This is a genomic window from Paenibacillus sp. FSL H8-0079, from assembly GCF_037991315.1.
Lineage (GTDB): Bacteria > Bacillota > Bacilli > Paenibacillales > Paenibacillaceae > Paenibacillus.
In genome coordinates this window covers 6,678,744-6,696,528 of the sequence record NZ_CP150300.1, presented here as the reverse complement: position 1 = coordinate 6,696,528, position 17,785 = coordinate 6,678,744, and the positions used below count along the sequence as shown (strand labels likewise).

Annotated in this window: 20 protein-coding genes and 1 tRNA gene; 19 read left to right on the top strand and 2 right to left on the bottom strand. The window is 43.3% G+C overall.

From position 1 onward, the window contains the following. The first annotated feature begins 512 nt into the window (after nt 1-512). The 5 genes from noc to MHI06_RS29740 all read left to right on the top strand — a co-directional run bounded on the left by noc (nt 513) and on the right by MHI06_RS29740 (nt 5,078). A complete protein-coding gene (gene noc, locus MHI06_RS29760) occupies nt 513-1,331 on the top strand; it encodes a nucleoid occlusion protein (protein WP_091012196.1) in 819 nt (272 codons plus the stop codon). Nucleotides 1,332-1,517: 186 nt separating this feature from the next. Beyond that, nucleotides 1,518-2,279, top strand: a complete 762-nt coding sequence (locus MHI06_RS29755; RefSeq protein WP_024629525.1) for an AAA family ATPase — start codon at nt 1,518-1,520, stop codon at nt 2,277-2,279. Then, entirely contained in the window at nt 2,272-3,117 is an 846-nt protein-coding gene (locus tag MHI06_RS29750) for a ParB/RepB/Spo0J family partition protein (protein ID WP_336763396.1), read from the top strand. Before MHI06_RS29755 ends, MHI06_RS29750 begins: the two co-directional genes overlap by 8 nt. A gap of 160 nt (nt 3,118-3,277) precedes the next feature. Continuing rightward, nucleotides 3,278-4,438: an aminotransferase class V-fold PLP-dependent enzyme gene (locus tag MHI06_RS29745; RefSeq protein WP_340400032.1), complete on the top strand. Its 1,161-nt coding sequence runs from the start codon at nt 3,278-3,280 to the stop codon at nt 4,436-4,438. A gap of 139 nt (nt 4,439-4,577) precedes the next feature. Next, complete coding sequence (locus MHI06_RS29740; RefSeq protein ID WP_062836527.1) at nt 4,578-5,078, top strand: DUF4446 family protein; 501 nt, start codon at nt 4,578-4,580, stop codon at nt 5,076-5,078. Here the strand turns inward: MHI06_RS29740 and yyaC are convergent. Further along, nucleotides 5,053-5,658 (bottom strand): spore protease YyaC, encoded by a 606-nt coding sequence (yyaC, locus tag MHI06_RS29735; RefSeq protein WP_036611957.1) that lies wholly within the window; start codon nt 5,656-5,658, stop codon nt 5,053-5,055. The genes MHI06_RS29740 and yyaC overlap by 26 nt on opposite strands. Nucleotides 5,659-5,775: 117 nt before the next feature. On the opposite strand from yyaC, the gene MHI06_RS29730 reads away from it, so the two are divergent. The 4 genes from MHI06_RS29730 to MHI06_RS29715 all read left to right on the top strand — a co-directional run bounded on the left by MHI06_RS29730 (nt 5,776) and on the right by MHI06_RS29715 (nt 7,388). After that, entirely contained in the window at nt 5,776-6,039 is a 264-nt protein-coding gene (locus MHI06_RS29730; RefSeq protein WP_017691427.1) for a DUF3343 domain-containing protein, read from the top strand. 125 nt (nt 6,040-6,164) lie between these two features. Next, on the top strand, nt 6,165-6,995 hold the full coding sequence (locus tag MHI06_RS29725; protein ID WP_340402206.1) for a mechanosensitive ion channel family protein: 831 nt from the start codon (nt 6,165-6,167) through the stop codon (nt 6,993-6,995). Then, nucleotides 6,985-7,194 carry a DUF951 domain-containing protein gene (locus MHI06_RS29720; protein WP_036611950.1) on the top strand — a complete coding sequence of 70 codons (210 nt, stop codon included), beginning with the start codon at nt 6,985-6,987 and terminating at the stop codon, nt 7,192-7,194. The genes MHI06_RS29725 and MHI06_RS29720 overlap by 11 nt, the downstream gene beginning before the upstream one ends. Nucleotides 7,195-7,297: 103 nt before the next feature. Beyond that, nucleotides 7,298-7,388, top strand: a tRNA-Ser gene (locus MHI06_RS29715). Between the two features lie 447 nt (nt 7,389-7,835). On the opposite strand, the gene MHI06_RS29710 is transcribed toward MHI06_RS29715, so the two are convergent. Further along, the gene (locus MHI06_RS29710) at nt 7,836-8,030 is read right to left on the bottom strand and encodes a YjzC family protein (protein ID WP_105406420.1); all 195 of its coding nucleotides are present in this window, start codon (nt 8,028-8,030) and stop codon (nt 7,836-7,838) included. Between the two features lie 202 nt (nt 8,031-8,232). On the opposite strand from MHI06_RS29710, the gene rpsF reads away from it, so the two are divergent. The 10 genes from rpsF to MHI06_RS29660 all read left to right on the top strand — a co-directional run bounded on the left by rpsF (nt 8,233) and on the right by MHI06_RS29660 (nt 17,759). Continuing rightward, nucleotides 8,233-8,526, top strand: coding sequence for a 30S ribosomal protein S6 (gene rpsF, locus MHI06_RS29705; RefSeq protein ID WP_036611944.1), 294 nt, complete (start codon nt 8,233-8,235; stop codon nt 8,524-8,526). 48 nt (nt 8,527-8,574) lie between these two features. Further along, complete coding sequence (gene ssb / locus MHI06_RS29700) at nt 8,575-9,060, top strand: single-stranded DNA-binding protein (protein WP_017691432.1); 486 nt, start codon at nt 8,575-8,577, stop codon at nt 9,058-9,060. A 58-nt stretch (nt 9,061-9,118) separates the two neighbouring features. Beyond that, nucleotides 9,119-9,391: a 30S ribosomal protein S18 gene (rpsR, locus tag MHI06_RS29695; protein ID WP_056697535.1), complete on the top strand. Its 273-nt coding sequence runs from the start codon at nt 9,119-9,121 to the stop codon at nt 9,389-9,391. A gap of 217 nt (nt 9,392-9,608) precedes the next feature. Further along, the gene (locus tag MHI06_RS29690) at nt 9,609-10,202 is read left to right on the top strand and encodes a M15 family metallopeptidase (protein WP_169482681.1); all 594 of its coding nucleotides are present in this window, start codon (nt 9,609-9,611) and stop codon (nt 10,200-10,202) included. Between the two features lie 727 nt (nt 10,203-10,929). Next, the gene (locus MHI06_RS29685; RefSeq protein ID WP_169482679.1) at nt 10,930-11,928 is read left to right on the top strand and encodes an ABC transporter ATP-binding protein; all 999 of its coding nucleotides are present in this window, start codon (nt 10,930-10,932) and stop codon (nt 11,926-11,928) included. Between the two features lie 4 nt (nt 11,929-11,932). Further along, nucleotides 11,933-12,865 carry an ATP-binding cassette domain-containing protein gene (locus tag MHI06_RS29680; RefSeq protein WP_211175779.1) on the top strand — a complete coding sequence of 311 codons (933 nt, stop codon included), beginning with the start codon at nt 11,933-11,935 and terminating at the stop codon, nt 12,863-12,865. Between the two features lie 7 nt (nt 12,866-12,872). Further along, entirely contained in the window at nt 12,873-13,835 is a 963-nt protein-coding gene (gene opp4B, locus MHI06_RS29675; protein WP_169482677.1) for an oligopeptide ABC transporter permease, read from the top strand. 29 nt (nt 13,836-13,864) lie between these two features. Then, nucleotides 13,865-14,770: an ABC transporter permease gene (locus MHI06_RS29670; RefSeq protein ID WP_169482675.1), complete on the top strand. Its 906-nt coding sequence runs from the start codon at nt 13,865-13,867 to the stop codon at nt 14,768-14,770. Nucleotides 14,771-14,789: 19 nt separating this feature from the next. Beyond that, nucleotides 14,790-16,616 carry an oligopeptide ABC transporter substrate-binding protein gene (locus MHI06_RS29665; protein WP_340400031.1) on the top strand — a complete coding sequence of 609 codons (1,827 nt, stop codon included), beginning with the start codon at nt 14,790-14,792 and terminating at the stop codon, nt 16,614-16,616. Between the two features lie 252 nt (nt 16,617-16,868). Next, nucleotides 16,869-17,759 carry a D-alanyl-D-alanine carboxypeptidase family protein gene (locus MHI06_RS29660; RefSeq protein WP_340400030.1) on the top strand — a complete coding sequence of 297 codons (891 nt, stop codon included), beginning with the start codon at nt 16,869-16,871 and terminating at the stop codon, nt 17,757-17,759. Nucleotides 17,760-17,785: the final 26 nt, after the last annotated feature.

Genomic DNA, 17,785 nt, shown 5'->3' with positions numbered 1-17,785 from the left:
ATGAGGGTTTTTGAAGGTAGTCAAAACTAAATATAATTTTAGCGATAGATAAAGAAGATGTTTCACGTGAAACATCTTCTTTTTTTTGTTTTCTGAAATAGAGGACTGGATCAACATCACGGATACTTCCTATTACATATCTCTTTAATCATGCGTAATGATCAATTCAACGCGAAGTAACTCATGAACATTTTCAAGAATTATATGTGTACAAGTCGCCATATTTCCAATATTCACAAAGAAAAAGCAGGAAAATAAGCAGAGTTTAAAGAATAGGTAAGCATAGGATTATGATAGAAAAGATGATAGAATAGAAGTATCCGATCCTGGGTTACAGCGATCATAGAGTATATGTATAGATAGATGGATACGCGTTCAGTGTTGCATGACAGGAAGCGTTATGAAAGGCAAAACTTATTCCAAGAACGATGCAATTGAAGGGTCGTTTATTGAATAAGAAGCACCTGCAAAGATTGTGGGAGCTATTACGAAACTAGGTGGTAATCTGCGGAATGAAAGAACAATTTTCGAAGTTGTTTGGTTTGGCGGAGCGCAATAACGGAGATGAGATCAAACAGATTCCGGTTAATGAAATTGTGAGCAGCCCATATCAACCCCGTACTATTTTTGATGATGATAAAATTGATGAGTTGTTGCAGACGATCAAAACACATGGCGTAATTCAGCCTATTGTCGTTCGCGTGCGAAATGGATCATATGAGATTATTGCCGGGGAACGTCGCTGGCGTGCAGTTCGAAAACTGGGTTTGGATACGATTCCAGCCATTGTGCGTGAATTCAACGACTCTCAGGCCGCATCCATTGCATTGATTGAGAACTTGCAGCGTGAAGGATTGACCTCCATTGAAGAAGCCGTCGCTTATCAGAAACTGATCGACTTGCATCAACTGACACAGGAAAGTCTTGCACAACGACTCGGCAAAAGCCAGTCAACCATCGCCAACAAAATTCGGTTGTTACAGCTTCCGGAAGGCATTAAGGCTGCATTGATGGAACGCAAAATTTCTGAACGGCATGCAAGAGCATTACTTTCTCTCGATACGGAAGAACTGCAGATGAAGTTGCTCGGTGAGATTATTGAAAAAGAATTGAATGTGAAACAGACAGAGGCACGTGTGGCCTTTTACAAGGAATCTTCCAAGATTAAAAAATCTAGACGTGTTTCCTTTACTAAGGACGTAAGACTTGCACTTAATACAATTCGCCAATCCATTGATATGGTAACTGGCTCTGGTCTGGACATCAAAACAAAAGAAGCAGACCATGAGGATCATTACGAGATCGTTATCCATATTCCAAAACGCAAATAATTGAAGCTTATGGCGGCAATGAGCCGCTTTTTATGTCTATAAATCAAGTCAGGCTTGAAATTTTTAAAGAACGGTATATTGATGGAACGGTAGTTGTTGTTTGTGTGGACGATAGTCGCCTGCTTTTTGTTAACAATATCTCACAACCTACAAGAAAAGACTCCTATTTTATTTGAGGTGAAGTAATTGTCTAAGATTATGGCCGTAGCAAATCAAAAGGGCGGTGTGGGGAAAACGACGACATCTGTTAACTTGGGTGCAGGACTGGCTTCACTCGGGAAAAGAGTATTGCTTGTCGATATTGACCCTCAGGGGAATACAACCAGCGGAGTCGGAATCAATAAAGCAGATGTGGCTAATTGTATATATGATGTCATTATTAATGAGGTTCCTCCTCAAGAAGCGATTGTGGAGACTCAGATTGAAGGCCTTCATATCATACCTGCAACGATTCAGCTTGCCGGAGCCGAGATTGAATTGGTTTCCACGATATCACGGGAAGTTCGCCTGAAAAAATCACTCGCCATGGTGAAAAAAAACTATGATTACATACTGATCGATTGCCCACCTTCTCTTGGTATGTTGACGATCAATTCGTTAACCGCTTCCGATTCGGTGATCATTCCGATTCAGTGTGAGTACTATGCACTTGAAGGATTAAGCCAGTTGCTTAATACGGTTCGTCTGGTACAAAAACATCTGAATACATCCCTGCAGATTGAAGGGGTATTGCTGACGATGTTTGATGCACGGACCAATCTGGGGATACAGGTTATTGAAGAAGTGAAGAAGTATTTTCAACAAAAAGTATATCAAACGATTATTCCGCGTAACGTACGGCTTAGCGAAGCACCATCTCATGGTCAATCGATTATCACGTATGACCCTCGGTCAAGAGGGGCGGAAGTTTATTTAGAGCTCGCAAAGGAAGTGATTTCTTATGAGTAAGCGGCTTGGAAAAGGTCTTGATGCCCTCATTCCTTCGCTTTCAATTAATGACGATGATAAAGTCGTAGAAATCCCGATTAGTCAACTGCGGGCTAACCCCTATCAACCGCGTAAGGTATTTGATGAGGGCGCAATACATGAACTGGCTGAGTCCATTCGGCAGCATGGTGTCATACAACCCATTATTGTACGTCCTGTATTGCGAGGTTATGAGATTATTGCCGGAGAACGGCGGTTCAGAGCTTCGCAATATTGTGGTAATGCCACCGTACCCGCTGTAGTCCGCAATTTCAGTGATCAGCAGGTAATGGAGATTGCATTGATCGAGAATCTGCAACGGGAGAATCTGAATGCCATGGAAGTTGCAGTTGCTTATCAAGGGTTAATGGACCAATTCGCGTTGACTCAAGAAGAGTTGTCTGTAAAAGTTGGTAAATCACGTTCTCACATTGCTAACTTCTTGCGTCTGTTATCATTGCCGGAAGAAGTAAAAGACCATGTTTCACGTGGAACATTATCTATGGGACATGCACGTGCGATCGTGGGTGTTAAAGATGAGGTTATGGTGAAGCAACTTGCCAAACAAACCATTGACCAGCAATGGAGTGTCCGTGAGTTGGAGGAAGCTGTTCAACAACTGGATCGTTCCAAAACGGGTGAGGCTAAAGCCAAATCGAAGTTGAAGAAGAAAGATCCATTCATTGATACGGTGGAAGAATCACTGCGTGAACGTTTCAAAACAACAGTGAAAATTAAGCACAACAAAGATAAAGGTAAAATTGAGCTCAACTACTACAGTCAACAGGATCTGGAACGGCTATTGGAATTGTTACAATAATAGTCGGATCGATGATTCATAACAACATGCGGGGCTTACTCATGTCATGACATATCGCCTCTGTACCATGGAGAAACGATATGTCATTCTTTTTTTACAGAGTTAGATGTGCAGTATGTGCAGGCGAATAATTAATTAATGGGACAGAGGTGGTTGTAAGGTGGAGGGAGTTATCTATCTAGATCATGCAGCAACATCTTGGCCGAAACCACCTGCTGTCGGTGATGCGATGCTGAGTGCACTGGAGATTGCAGGAGCCAATCCTGGCAGAGGCAGTCACCGGATGGCTGTTCAGGCAAGTCGTGTACTGTTCGAGGCCAGAAGATCTATATCTAATATTTTTGGTATTAAGAATGCGAATGATATTGCATTCGGATCGAATACGACAGAAGCGCTAAATCTGGCTATTCAAGGTTCGCTCAAGGAAGGCGATCATGTGATTGCCACCATGGCGGAACATAACTCAGTCAGACGACCACTAGAGTATATGCGCAGACTCCGAAATGTGGAGATTGATTATGTACCTGTTAATGCTGCGGGAGCTATTGATCTGAAGCTAATGGAACGTATGTTTCGTTCGAATACCAGATTAGTGGTATGTACACATAGTTCCAATCTGCTTGGCAGTATTCTTCCTATTGGTGAAATTTCGCTCCTGTGTCGTAAACATCAAGCGATCTTGTTGGTAGATGCAGCTCAAAGTGCTGGGGTTATGCCTGTGAATGTACAACAACTGAATATTGATATGCTTGCATTCCCGGGACACAAGGGATTGCTTGGTCCTCAGGGGACAGGAGGCTTGTACATTGCTCCTGAGCTCGATATAGAGCCTTTACTTCATGGAGGAACAGGAAGTCAGTCAGAAGCGCTGGAGCAGCCGAAGGTGCGTCCTGATCGGTATGAAGCGGGGACGCCGAATACCGTTGGGATTGCAGGACTGAATGCGGGTGTGAAGCATGTACTTGAGATGACACCAGCGCTCATCTACCAACATGAGTGGGAGTTGACCCAACATATGATGGATGGGTTGTCATCCGTTAAGGGCATTCGAATGCTCGGTCCAGAGATTGGACAGCCACGTACCGGATTAGTATCCTTTACTGTGGATGGGTATGATCCAGCACAACTCGCCTTCCGATTAGATCGGAATTATGGAATTGCGGTTCGCTCTGGTTTTCATTGCACACCGCTTGCACACGAATCTGCTGGTACAACCGCTACTGGAGCGGTAAGGGCCAGTGTGGGGTACAATTCGACCAGAGAACATGTGGATACACTCGTTAAGGCAGTGTTGGAGTTGACACAGGTAGACAAAGACTAGTTTAGAGTTGAAATGGCGAACTCATTTGGTACAGAGCTGCATGATTAATCTGATGAATATCGGGTTGATTTATAATGAATGATAATAATAAAGACAGACGTTAATCTGATCAAAAATATAGAGGGGTAGTTGCAATTACATGGCTGAATTAAACGAGCTGATTCTGGAACAGCTGTTATGGATTATTGGCGGAATGGCATTACTTACGGTGATCTTGCTGATTGTGAGTATTGCTCAAGGGGCAAAGTTACGAAAGTTTAAACGTAAATATGAAGCCATGATGGCTGGCAGTGGAGTAGAGGACCTGGAATCGCTGCTCATTAATCTGAAAATTCAGATGGACAGCATTGAGGATGAACACAAACTGCAAACGAATCAGCTGCAAGTTGTCATGCAAAAGCTGACCCGCATTCAAGGTAAAGTTGGCGTGAAAAGATACAATGCTTATGGAGAGCATGGCAGTGATCTAAGCTTCTCGATGGCCATGATTAATGATAGCCAGGATGGCATGATTCTTACGGGGATATATAACCGCGATGGTTCTTACGTATATGCAAAACCTCTTAAAGGGGGAGAGTCCGCATACACTCTGTCCCCAGAGGAAAAGGAAGCTATTACTCTGGCACAGCAAGCAGAGTAGAACGTGTATGCCATTCCCGGATGGCCGAGTATAGACTGCTGGATATAATCTCGGACATGCGCATAACGAGACTGAGCCGCGTGTTCTGTAGAACAAAGTACTCCATAAAGCCGCCGACGTTAACGATACCTGTCAGATGGATATCGCCGACCGGCGGTAATTCTTTATTTACCCCCGCGCCTGGTTTGAGTGGACCATTCACGACTTGAATGCATCCTACACTGGATGACTGTCCAAGACAGGCGTCAATGCCAATCACATAAGGGTTATGGTGTGTTTTCTGTATGTTGTGGAGAGTATCTTGAAGGTTCATCGCATGGACTGGTTCATCCAAGGTACCATACAAATGGAATAAAGGGCTGTCCCACTTGGAAAGAGCTGATCCGACCAGAGGACCAAGACAGTCGCCTGTTGAGCGATCTGTGCCGATGCAGACGATCACTACATTTTGCAGAGAATGGGCTTTATAGAGATGAAACATTAAACGATGGGTAATGGCTGAGTGTATGCCTGGATCGGTATGGGGGATTTTCAAACTGGTCATATCTTGTGATGAAAAGGAACGCGAAGTAGGATTCATAGGATCTATCCTTTCCCTTGGAATAGTAGTAACAGTATATGGAAAGGTAGAGCGTTTTATACTTCACGAGGACAAGCTTTTTCTCTAGGGTTGGACGTATAGCGAAAGGAGCCGGACATGGACGAATGGATTAACGATTGGATGCTGATTGCGTTTGATTCAACTCAGCAGGCACTGCGTGCTGAAATGTTGCTGGAGTTTGCCGAGATAGAGATCGACTTGTTCCCTACGCCAAAAGAAATTACAGCAGGTTGTGCACTATGTATCCAGTTTCCAAAAGAGGATCTGGAGCGAGTGCAAAAGATCATTCGTAATGAGTTCGTAGAGATCCGAGGCCTCTATTTCAAAACAGAAGACAGCTATGATAACATACCGATGTAGAGGAGAGATGATAGATGTTGCCATTTCAATTTGTTCAAGGGATTGGTGGTCGCGGTGCGGTAGCGGCCGTGGGTGAAGCTCTTCGTTGGACAGATCAACTCTGGAACAAAATTGCAGATCCCGATATGTGGCTTAACATCATGTTCAGCTCAATCAGGATCATCATTATTTTTATCATCACCCGTATTGTCATTAAGGTAGTATATCGAATTATAGATCGTTCCATGGAACGCAAGCAGGAAGGCAAGATTCGCGTGAATCCGCGCAGATTCGTAACTGTAGGGGAACTGCTGAAAAATGCGACCTCCATAACATGTAATTTTATTATGATTCTGCTACTGTTATCTGAGATCAATATCCAAGTTGGGCCGCTACTGGCGAGTGCCGGTGTGCTGGGGCTTGCCATTGGTTTCGGTGCACAGGGTTTGGTCAAGGATGTTATTACGGGTTTCTTCATTATACTGGAGGATCAATTCGCTGTGGGGGATGTTATTCAGACGGGAACCTACAAGGGAACGGTTGAGGTGATCGGACTTAGAACTACCAAACTGGTTAGCTGGCAAGGTGAGGTGCACATTATCCCGAACGGGGCGATTGCAAGTGTAACGAACTACTCCATGTCGAATTCGCTAGCTGTAGTGGATATTCCGATGAAGGCGGACTTGAGTCTCGATGAGTCTGTACACCTGGTGAAGAAATCTTTGGTTGGGATTGAAGAGCGTGATCTAAATATTGTGAAGGTGCCAGATGTGCTCGGTGTACAGTCGATGTCTACGTCAGAGTATGTGGTGCGAATTGTGGCTGAATGTATGCCTAACTCTCGTGCTTCGGTGGAACGTCAGATTCAGGGAGATGTAAAAAAAACGCTGGAGTATCATGAGATGAGTAATCAAGCAGCACTGGAACAGGCTGTAGCTTTGGAGAAAGATGAGGGGGATGGCACAGGTGGAGCGTAAAAGTTTCCAGCTTGGGGATATCGTGCAGATGAAGAAGCAGCATCCCTGTGGCAGTAATGAGATGGAGATCATTCGAATGGGTATGGATATTCGGATCAAGTGTGTTGGATGTAAACATAGTGTGTTGATTCCAAGAGCAAAATTTGAGAAAAACATGAAGAAGGTACTCCGCTCAGCGGAAGATTCCACTGAATCCTGACCTTGGAATGATTCGGAATTAGGTACTCAAAATAACGTTTACATGCAGGCTCCGTATGGGTGTTGCGTTCTGTAAATGATCATGCTATAATCAATATTGCTGCGGAAAGGTACCCAAGAGGCCCAAGGGGGCTGACTCGAAATCAGTTAGGCGTGTCACAGCGTGCGTGGGTTCGAATCCCACCCTTTCCGCCACTTCATTTACAATTTACTCAATACACATTGAGTTCAATAAAAAGATAGATAAGAAGACTTTCCATTAGGGAAGTCTTCTTTTGTTTACCGTTATATTGAATACAAAATGAACATGTATTTGATTTTTGATATTAGCTGGATCAGTACTTCTTAAACGAAAAATAAAGAGCCCCGAAGGGCTCTTTATCCGGCGGTGCATTTGTTTGTTAGGAAACAATCGGTCGTAACAATCAGAAACCTGGTGTACTGCACGTAGCAATACGTGTGCTTCAGACGAAGGGCCTTATAACACATAACCACTTGCTTCTTAAATTACGTGATGAATCTCCAACAGCGAATGATCGGCTTCGTTGTCCAACGGAACCACACCTCTCTCGTGCACCGCCTGATTGTATTATGTGCTTTATTCCGTTTTATATACATGGATCTTGAAAAAAGGTATTGCGATTAGTGGACGCGGGCTTTGGTTAGCTTCTTCCACTTGCGATTATGATTGCTTGTCTCGGGAAAAGCTTCGCCTTTTTGCAGCGTTACCCGCTTCGGGTTCTGAATTTCCGAGACAAAGCTTTTTTCCCCGACTTCCGTGTACTCTCCATCATTTGGTGCTTTGTCTCCGGGCTCAAACTCGGTTTTTTCACCCATGATAAAACCTCCTCTGCAGAATATGTTACATTGTTGCATCTGTAGTGTGCTCCATTGCCGGGGTGATCATGTGCCAATATGTACAGGGAACGTTTGCTTGCACTTTGACTCGGTATTTGTTATATTAATATAGTTCGAGTTTGTGCTCGTTCCTTGCTCTCAACCTAGATTGAGGGCCAGAGTCCATAAGGAGGTGAAAATTATGCGCAAATATGAAGTGATGTACATTATTCGTCCTGACATTGAGCAAGAAGTTGTTCAAGCTACAGTCGATAAATTCCAAGGCATCATCTCCAACGGCGGTGGTGAAGTTACAGCTCACGACGTTATGGGTAAACGCCGTCTTGCGTATGAGATCAAGAAATTCCGTGATGGTTTTTATGTTCTGGTACATTTCACTGCTGAACCAGCAGTTGTAACTGAACTTGAGCGTCTCATGAAGATTTCTGACGAAGTAATTCGTTATCTCATTACCAACGACGTTAAGTCTGCTTAAGACTACTCGTGATTAACGCACCAATACGCTCTGAAGGAGGGGATTACATTGTTGAACCGTGTCATTCTGATCGGACGGTTAACCCGGGATCCTGAGTTGCGTTACACTCCAGCAGGAGTAGCAGTTACGCAATTTACTTTGGCAGTGGACAGACCGTTTACAAGCCAAGGGGGAGAAAAGGAAGCCGATTTCATTCCGGTCGTAACCTGGAGACAGCTTGCCGAGACCTGTGCGAACTACTTGCGCAAAGGACGCCTGGCTGCAGTCGAAGGACGCATTCAAGTACGGAACTACGAGAATAACGAAGGAAAACGTGTATACGTGACCGAAGTCATTGCCGATAATGTCCGTTTCTTGGAGTCAGCTAACCGTGATAATAGCGGTGGCGGCGGTGGGCAACCAATGCGTGAAGAGCCTTCTTATGGAGGCGGCGGACGCGCGAACAATAACAATAATTCGCGTAGCAACAATCAGGATCCTTTTTCCGATGACGGAAAACCGATTGATATATCGGATGATGATTTGCCATTTTAACATGAGCTGATATTCTCTTAGGAGATATGGGTTACATGATAGGAAAGGACTGAAAAGCATGGGCTTCAAGCAAAGAGAAGGCGGAGACAACGATAAAAGACCGGCACGTCGTGGCGGCCGTAATAAACGTCGTAAAGTGTGCTTCTTCACAGCTAACAAAATTACTCACATCGATTATAAAGATACGGACTTGCTTCGTAAATTTATCAGCGAACGTGGAAAAATTTTGCCACGCCGTGTAACAGGTACTAGCGCTAAATATCAACGTGCTCTGACGATTGCAATTAAACGCTCCCGTCAAATCGCATTATTGCCATACACAACTGAGTAGTTTTACTCAGCTTGCATACGAAGCAGCCGGCTTATAGCCGGCTGCTTTTTTGTATGTATAATTGGAAATAATGTATACAATCTGATAAATCAGAGAATCCAATACTGTGGTGATAGAGGCATTCAAGGCTCAAATGAATTATAATAGAGTCTAATCTACTGAAAAGGTCAGGCAGCATGAATAGCTGTTTATTTCAGAATAAACATCAGGAGTGGATATGAATACATCACAACGTAAAGGCAAGCAGAGAAAAAGGAAAAGTCTAAAAACCTGGATTGTAGCTACTCTTTTACTTTCCATTATATATGTATGGTTACAGCAAAAAGGTGATATAGATAATATGTGGCCAGGAACAACGCTTCAAGATGCTGTGCCGATCACCGGCCTTCATCCTGTGGTAGCAGAGAATGAGGAATTATTGGTACGTAAGGCAGCCAGACGTGGAATAGAGATTGTTATAACCCACGGCTACCGAAGTTCCGAGGAGCAAGATGCACTATTTAACCAAGGACGCTCAAGTACAGGCAGTATCGTTACGAATGCGCGTGGTGGTGAATCATATCATAACTATGGATTAGCTATTGATTTTGCACTGAGAACGCCTGAGGGTGATGTGGTGTGGGATATGGAACGGGATGATAACGGGAATGGCAAGGCAGACTGGATGGAAGTCGTGGATCTCGCGAAAGAGTTGGGTTTCACTTGGGGTGGTGACTGGGCTAACTTTCCGGACTATCCTCACTTGCAGATGGATTTTGGTTTGAGTATCAATGAGTTAAAACGAGGTAAAAGACCTCCAGACTCTCAATAAAAATGTACTTAATATACACTTATATGAATAAATATTAGAAAAGCTCTGCATTTTGCAGGGCTTTTTTCTTTCTTTTGTAAAATAAATGATAAAAGATGACAATTTGGTCTTTACATCAGCAAATAAATGAAACTATACTATAATAACTAGATTTTTTACTTTGGTCGAACTTATTATATCAAATGTAAGAATAATGGCTCCGATTAAATAGAGTTAAGCTATCGATTGAGAATAGTTAAAACTAAAATATATAACATTTACCTCGCATTAATTTTAATTTTCCTACTGACTACAACATATACATATACATCTTATGTAACTATTATGTAATGTATATATTGAAATGATTATTTGATCATATACACCTCATAGTTAAAAGTAGGACAAAATCTCTCAAACCCCTTGCCATATACCTTTATAATATTACTAATATCCAAATCTGTGGTATAAAAAACATTTATACCAAAAATCTCAAAATAAGCATTGACGTCAGATAAAATTACACGTATGATTACATTAATTATTTTGTAATATAATTCCGCTAGGATTTATCAACATTAATTGACCAATGGTCTAAATAAAAGTCTCTTAAACTTGTTTCTCCTAAAGATTTGGTATTTTGTATAAGCTATTGTTCGTTATCTTCAAGAACTTGGAAATATACAGTGGATGCATTCTTCTACACACGAATACAATCTACGGAAATTATGGGGTTAGGGTGATTGATTTGAATACAGAGCTATTGGAAGTCAGAAATCTAACAACATCATTCAGAATTGAAGATGACTATTACGCAGCAGTGGATCACGTTAACCTTAAGGTGAAGAAAAATGAAGTGTTGGCGATTGTAGGCGAATCCGGGTCAGGCAAAAGTGCTTTTGCATTCTCTCTTATGGGTTTGCATAACAAAGCAAAAATTGAAGGCCAGATTCTCTATAAAGGACAAGATATTGCCAACATCTCCCCAAGCAAGTTGAACAAGCTACGCGGCAAAGAAATGGGCATGATTTTTCAAGACCCATTGTCCGCACTAAATCCTCTAATGATTATTGGTGAACAGATTGAAGAGATTCTTACACTTCATCAGTCCAAGCTGTCTTCCAGAGAGAAGAGAGAAAAGGTTATTCACTTATTGAATCAGGTAGGGATTCCACGTCCCGAACAAATATACAAGCAGTATCCCCACGAATTATCTGGTGGTATGAGACAGAGAATTGTCATTGCCATCGCGATTGCCAACAAACCAGAACTACTCATAGCCGATGAACCTACGACGGCGCTTGACGTTACGATTCAACTACAGATTCTGGAGCTGATCCGTGATCTGAAGAACGAAATTAACGCAGGCATTATTCTGATTACACATGACCTGGGTGTCGTAGCCGAGATGGCTGATCGCGTTGCAGTTATGTATGCAGGAGAAATTGTTGAAATCGCAGATATCTTCACACTGATGAATGATGCGAAGCATCCGTATACACGTTCACTGTTGAACTCGATTCCCACCCTATCTGAAGAAGGATCCAAATTGCATGTCATCCAAGGCATCGTGCCTTCACTCAAAAATCTTCCTCGCAAAGGGTGCAGATTCAAAGCCCGAATTCCATGGATTAGTGATTCGGCTCATGAAGAGAACCCACAGATGCATGAAATTGCGCCAGGCCACTATGTACGGTGTACCTGTTACCAGCACTTTCATTTCCCTGACCAAGCTGAGGAGGAATAACATAATGGCATTACTCGAAGTAGAAGGACTCAAGATACATTTTCCGATTCGCGGTGGATTGCTCAAACGGGAAATTGGCAGTGTAAAGGCTGTTGATGGTGTTAGCTTCTCCATTGAACAAGGACAGACCTACGGTTTGGTTGGTGAATCCGGTTCAGGCAAGACAACCACAGGAAGAGCCATTATTGGGCTGAATCATGTCACTGATGGAAAGATCCTGTTTAACGGTAAGAATCTGGCTACCGAGCGACGGAAGAACAGGCAGCTTCAACGGGATGTACAAATGATCTTTCAAGATCCATATTCATCACTGAATCCCAAGAAGCGGGTTATCGATATCATCGCTGAGCCGTTTCGTAACTATGAGCGTCTGACAGCTACCGAGGAGAAAAGACAAGTAAGAGAATTACTTGAAAAGGTTGGTCTGAGTCCGGAATCAATCTACAAATATCCCCATGAATTCTCAGGCGGGCAGCGTCAACGGATCGGCATTGCACGTGCTATTGCACTAAAACCGAAGCTGATCATTGCTGATGAACCTGTATCTGCACTGGATGTATCGGTACAGGCCCAAGTACTCAATTTTATGCAGGAAATTCAAAAAGAACTGAATCTGACGTACCTGTTCATCAGTCATGATCTCGGCATCATCCGCCATATGTGTGATGAGATTGGGATTATGTATAAAGGTCGATATGTGGAACAGGGAACAACGAATGATATTTTTGAGAATCCGCAGCACATCTACACCAAACGTCTTATTGCAGCCATTCCGGATATGGACCCAACCAAACGAGAGGAAATGGTAGCCTTCCGTCAACAGGTCAAAACGGAGTATGAACATTCATACCGAAATTTCTTTGATGAGGAAGGGCTTGCATACTCGCTCAAATCCATTTCCGATACTCACCGAGTAGCTCTACCTCAGAAAGGTTGAAGGCCATATGTGGAAAACGATAGTACGCAGAATTATCATAATGATCCCTCAGATTTTTTTACTAAGTCTTTTGGTCTTTCTGATGGCCAAGGCCATGCCGGGCGACGCGTTAACCGGATTGCTTGATCCAAGCGTTGATCCCAAAGCATTGGAAGCCCAGCGAGAGAGATTGGGATTGAATAATCCCTGGTACGTGCAATATTGGGACTGGATCAAAAACGCCGTACAAGGTGATTTTGGACAATCCTTCCGCTTCAAAATGCCGGTTACTGACCTGATTGGTCAGCGTGTAGCAAACACATTCTGGCTTGCACTGGCGACACTTGTGCTGACTTACCTGATCGCGATTCCACTGGGTATCATCAGTGGTCGTTACAACGATACCTGGTCTGACCGGTTGATCACGGGTTACACCTACCTGGGCTTTGCTGCACCGTTGTTTATCTTCGCACTGGTGATGGTATGGATCTTCGGATTCCACTTCGGCTGGTTCCCGACAGGAGGAAGTGTTGCACCTGGACTTACACCAGGCACATTCAGCTACGTCATGAGCAAGTTCTACCATCTGTTATTACCAGCACTATCCATGGCACTGATTACAACGGTATCTACCGTTCAATATTTGCGTAGTGAGATCATTGATATCAAGCATAAGGAATTCGTTATTACTGCGAGAGCCAAAGGTGCCTCGGAATCCCGGATCTACAACAGACATATCTTGAGGAACTCGCTATTACCTATCGCTGCATTCTTCGGATATGAGATCACAGGACTTATCGGAGGTACGGTATTTATCGAAAGCATATTCAGTTATCCAGGTATGGGGCAGTTGTTCCTGAGTTCCATCTCATTGCGTGACTTCAGCGTTGTGACTGCACTCGTATTGTTATATGGCGTAGCCTCCATTCTCGGGGCATTGCTGTCTGACATAATTCTAGGAATTGTAGATCCACGTATACGGATCAAGTAAGAACTTGAAGATTTCGGGGTGAAAACAAGATGAGCAAGGCCAACGAGGTAGTTGTAACTTCACAAAAGGTTGATAAAAGCCCCTCTAGCTTAAATATTTTATGGAGGGAGCTTGTCAGAGATAAGGTGGCACTAATCTCGCTCATTTTCTTGGGCTTGGTCATGTTGCTGGTATATGGCACGTCTCTCATTCTGAATCAGGATGATATCGTACGCGTGGATCTGTTTGCCTTATATGAACCGCCATCCGCGAAATATTGGCTTGGAACAGACTATGGAGGTCGTGATGTATTCGGCCAACTGGTCATCGGTACACGTAACTCGCTGAGCATTGGAATTATCGTAACGTTAATGACTGGCTTCATAGGTATCTTAATTGGCCTTTTATCCGGTTATTTCGGTGGAATGATTGACAACCTGTTTATGCGTGTTGTTGACTTCTTCATGATCCTTCCAATGCTGATGATTGTTATTGCGTTTGTTACAGCAGTACCGAAATACAATATCATCTCGTTCTCTCTAATCATGACGGCATTTCTCTGGATGGGTATTGCCAGACTAATCCGCTCCAAAGCATTACAGGAACGGGAGCTGGACTATGTAAAAGCTTCAAAAACATTGGGCTCTTCTCATCTGAAGATTATGCTCTCACAGGTTCTTCCGAATCTGAGCTCCATTATCATCGTAACGATGACATTGAATCTCGCTGCCAACATTGGCCTCGAATCAGGGTTATCTTTCCTCGGGTTTGGTTTTCCCGAAAGCACACCCAGTCTTGGAACACTCGTAAGTTATGCACGTAATCCGCAAACCCTGGAATCCAGATGGTGGATATGGCTACCCGCATCGGTGCTGATCCTGGTATTGATGTTGAGTATAAATAATGTCGGTCAAGCCCTAAAGCGTGCGACTGATGCAAGACAAAGAAGAGGTTAAAAAAAGGGAGGAAAGGTTCATGAAAAAGGGATTATTTTCACGGGGACTATTTTTCACGATGATGCTGGTCTTTGTATTGGTGCTCGCAGCATGCTCGGAGAAAGAAGCAGCTACTCCAGCTCCAACTACAAACACAGAAGAGGGAAAAACAGAGGAAAAACCTGCTAATGAAGAGGGCGTTTACTCCATTGAAGACTTCAACAATGTCAAAACGAATGAAGGTACTGCGATCGAAGGTGGATCGATTACATTCGGACTTGTATCGGATACTGCTTTTGAAGGTACACTGAACTACAACTTCTATTCCGGTAACCCGGATGTTCAGGTACTGCAATGGTTCGATGAGCCATTACTTACATGGGACAAAGACTATGTGTACACCAATGATGGTGCAGCAACATATGAGACGTCTGAAGATGGAAAAACATTTACACTGACCATTCGTGACAATGTAAACTGGCATGATGGCAAGCCGGTAACGGCTGAAGATCTGCAATTTGCTTATGAGGTTATTGGTAACAAAGCGTATGATGGTCCACGTTATGACTCCAACTTTACTAGCATAGTAGGTATGGAAGAATTCCATGCGGGAACAGCAAAAACAATCTCGGGTATTGAAGTGCTGAGCGACAAACAAATCAGCATTACGTATAAAGAATCCACTCCGTCCCTGCTGACAGGTGGCGTATGGACGTATCCACTTGCTAAACATATCTTCGGAGATATGGATGTAGCGAAAATGTCTTCTTCCAAAGAAGTACGTGAAAAACCAATTGGTTTTGGTCCATTTAAAGTGGATGTCATCACTCCGGGTGAGTCTGTAACTTATGTTAAGAACGAAGACTACTGGCGTGGAGCTCCAAAACTGGACAAAGTGACTCTGAAAGTTATCAACCCGACAACGGTTGTTCAAGAACTGAAATCTGGCGGGGTAGACCTTGTAGATGCATTCCCGACAGATCAATACAAAGACAATGCTAACCTGTCCAACGTAGAATTCCTGGGCGCAATCGATCGTGCTTATACGTACATCGGTTTCAAACTGGGTACGTGGGATGAAGAAAACGGAAAAGTTGAAAGTAATGCTGAAGCAAAAATGGGTGACAAAAACCTGCGTAAAGCAATGTGGATGGCTGTAGATAACGATCAAGTAGGTAAACGTTTCTACAACGGTTTGCGTTGGAATGCTACAACTCTGATTCCGCCGTCTCACCCAGAGTTCCATGATTCCAACAATCCGGGTGTAACGTATGATCCAGAAGCAGCGAAAGCATTGCTTGAAGAAGCTGGTTACAAACTGGATGGTGAATTCCGTACCAATCCGGATGGAACACCACTCGAAATCAACTTTGTATCTATGACGGGTGGAGATATTGCACAACCACTGGCTCAATATTATGTTCAATCATGGGCTGCTATTGGTTTGAAAGTAAACCTGGAAATGGTTGAGTTCAACAGCTTCTATGACCGTGTAGGTAACTCAGGTAAAGATGATCCGAACGTTGATGTGTATCAAGCAGCATGGGGCGTTGGTATTGATGTAGATCCATCTGGTCTGTACGGCCGTGATGCACTGTATAACTTCTCTAGATTCTCTAGCGAAGAAAACGACAAATTGCTGGCACAAGGTGTATCTGCTGAAGCGTTCGATGTAGACAAGCGTAAAGAGATCTACAATCAATGGCAGCAATACATGGTAGATGAAGTTCCTGTATTCCCAACACTGTATCGTGCAGTTGTAGCACCGGTTAACAAACGTGTGCTGAACTATGCAATCGGAGATGGAACAGGCGTTTATCTAAGCGACCTGCAAGTCAATGCAGACAAAGCAGTTGTAGCTGAGTAATACATTCTTAAATTAGCAACTGTAAGGATTGGGGTCCTTTAAGAAGTCGGTTGCTAGATTATCATGAAGAATTCTCTTGGGAGAATGAACAAAAGTGTCTTTCAAAACATGGATTCTGTACACTCTGGCATGGGTGTATGGGGTTCATGTTTTTTTTGTAACCAAAAAATAAAAAAAATTTAACTTTTTTTCAAAAAAGTGCAGACAAAATGCCTCTTCACTTCGTCTATATAGGTAAGAGGTGATTATCTTATGAAAAAATGGTGGAAACGGGCAGGTATGCTGCTGGCTCTGCTGCTCATTATATATTTGGGTGTGAAACCGGACATGCTGGTAGGCAAACCGGGAATTAAAGCTGAATCTGCTGTATTGATGGATATGAACTCTGAACAGATCTTAATGGATTTTAACGGCTCAGAAGAGATTGCTCCGGCAGGCGTCAGTAAGTTGATGACAGAACTGCTTGTGATGGAAGCTGTGATTAATGGAGATATAAGCTGGGATGATCTTGTGAATGTGAGTCTGTACGCCAGTTCGGTTGGGGGCAGTCAACTGACCCTGAAACAGGGTGAGCAATTAACAGTAAAGGATTTATTCCAGATTGTAGCTGTCTATTCAGCAAATGATGCAGCGGTTGCTCTGGCTGAACATATCAGTGGTACAGAGCATAAGTTTGTGCAACAAATGAACCAAAAAGCAACTCAGATTGGACTGTCTGAGGATACACAATTCACAAATTCTACGGGTCTCAGTGAAAAGCTGCTTGGTCCTAACCGACCGACGGAAATACAAGGGCAGACCTTAATGACGGCTATAGATGCGTGCAAGCTTGCGCGACATCTGTTGAATAACCATCCCGAGATCTTAAGAGTCTCCAGTCAAATGCAAGTATCGATGCATCAAAAAGGAATGTACATGAGTAACACGAACTGGATGTTGTCCTCCATTGGTGGGCCGTATGCTTACGATGGGAATGACGGATTGAAGACCGGGTATGATGAGGATTCCGGATATCATTTTGTTGGGACAGCTGAACGTGATGGCAAAAGACTGATCTCCGTTGTATTTGGAACAGATACTCGTGAAGGGCGTTTTGTGGAGACACGTAAGTTGTTCAACTATGGATTTTCGGGTTCAAAATAATGTGCGAACATGGATATCATCAAGGA

Excerpts from the sequence above, each read along its gene's own strand:
- MHI06_RS29690 (WP_169482681.1), top strand. The coding sequence starts at position 9,609 with ATGAATACATCACAACGTAAAGGCAAGCAGAGAAAAAGGAAAAGTCTA.
- MHI06_RS29665 (WP_340400031.1), top strand. The coding sequence starts at position 14,790 with ATGAAAAAGGGATTATTTTCACGGGGACTATTTTTCACGATGATGCTG.
- MHI06_RS29710 (WP_105406420.1), bottom strand. The coding sequence starts at position 8,030 with ATGGGTGAAAAAACCGAGTTTGAGCCCGGAGACAAAGCACCAAATGAT.
- MHI06_RS29730 (WP_017691427.1), top strand. The coding sequence starts at position 5,776 with ATGGACGAATGGATTAACGATTGGATGCTGATTGCGTTTGATTCAACT.
- MHI06_RS29740 (WP_062836527.1), top strand. The coding sequence starts at position 4,578 with ATGGCTGAATTAAACGAGCTGATTCTGGAACAGCTGTTATGGATTATT.
- noc (WP_091012196.1), top strand. The coding sequence starts at position 513 with ATGAAAGAACAATTTTCGAAGTTGTTTGGTTTGGCGGAGCGCAATAAC.
- yyaC (WP_036611957.1), bottom strand. The coding sequence starts at position 5,658 with ATGAATCCTACTTCGCGTTCCTTTTCATCACAAGATATGACCAGTTTG.
- opp4B (WP_169482677.1), top strand. The coding sequence starts at position 12,873 with ATGTGGAAAACGATAGTACGCAGAATTATCATAATGATCCCTCAGATT.
- MHI06_RS29660 (WP_340400030.1), top strand. The coding sequence starts at position 16,869 with ATGAAAAAATGGTGGAAACGGGCAGGTATGCTGCTGGCTCTGCTGCTC.
- MHI06_RS29750 (WP_336763396.1), top strand. The coding sequence starts at position 2,272 with ATGAGTAAGCGGCTTGGAAAAGGTCTTGATGCCCTCATTCCTTCGCTT.
- MHI06_RS29725 (WP_340402206.1), top strand. The coding sequence starts at position 6,165 with ATGTGGCTTAACATCATGTTCAGCTCAATCAGGATCATCATTATTTTT.
- rpsR (WP_056697535.1), top strand. The coding sequence starts at position 9,119 with ATGGGCTTCAAGCAAAGAGAAGGCGGAGACAACGATAAAAGACCGGCA.
- rpsF (WP_036611944.1), top strand. The coding sequence starts at position 8,233 with ATGCGCAAATATGAAGTGATGTACATTATTCGTCCTGACATTGAGCAA.
- MHI06_RS29670 (WP_169482675.1), top strand. The coding sequence starts at position 13,865 with ATGAGCAAGGCCAACGAGGTAGTTGTAACTTCACAAAAGGTTGATAAA.
- MHI06_RS29680 (WP_211175779.1), top strand. The coding sequence starts at position 11,933 with ATGGCATTACTCGAAGTAGAAGGACTCAAGATACATTTTCCGATTCGC.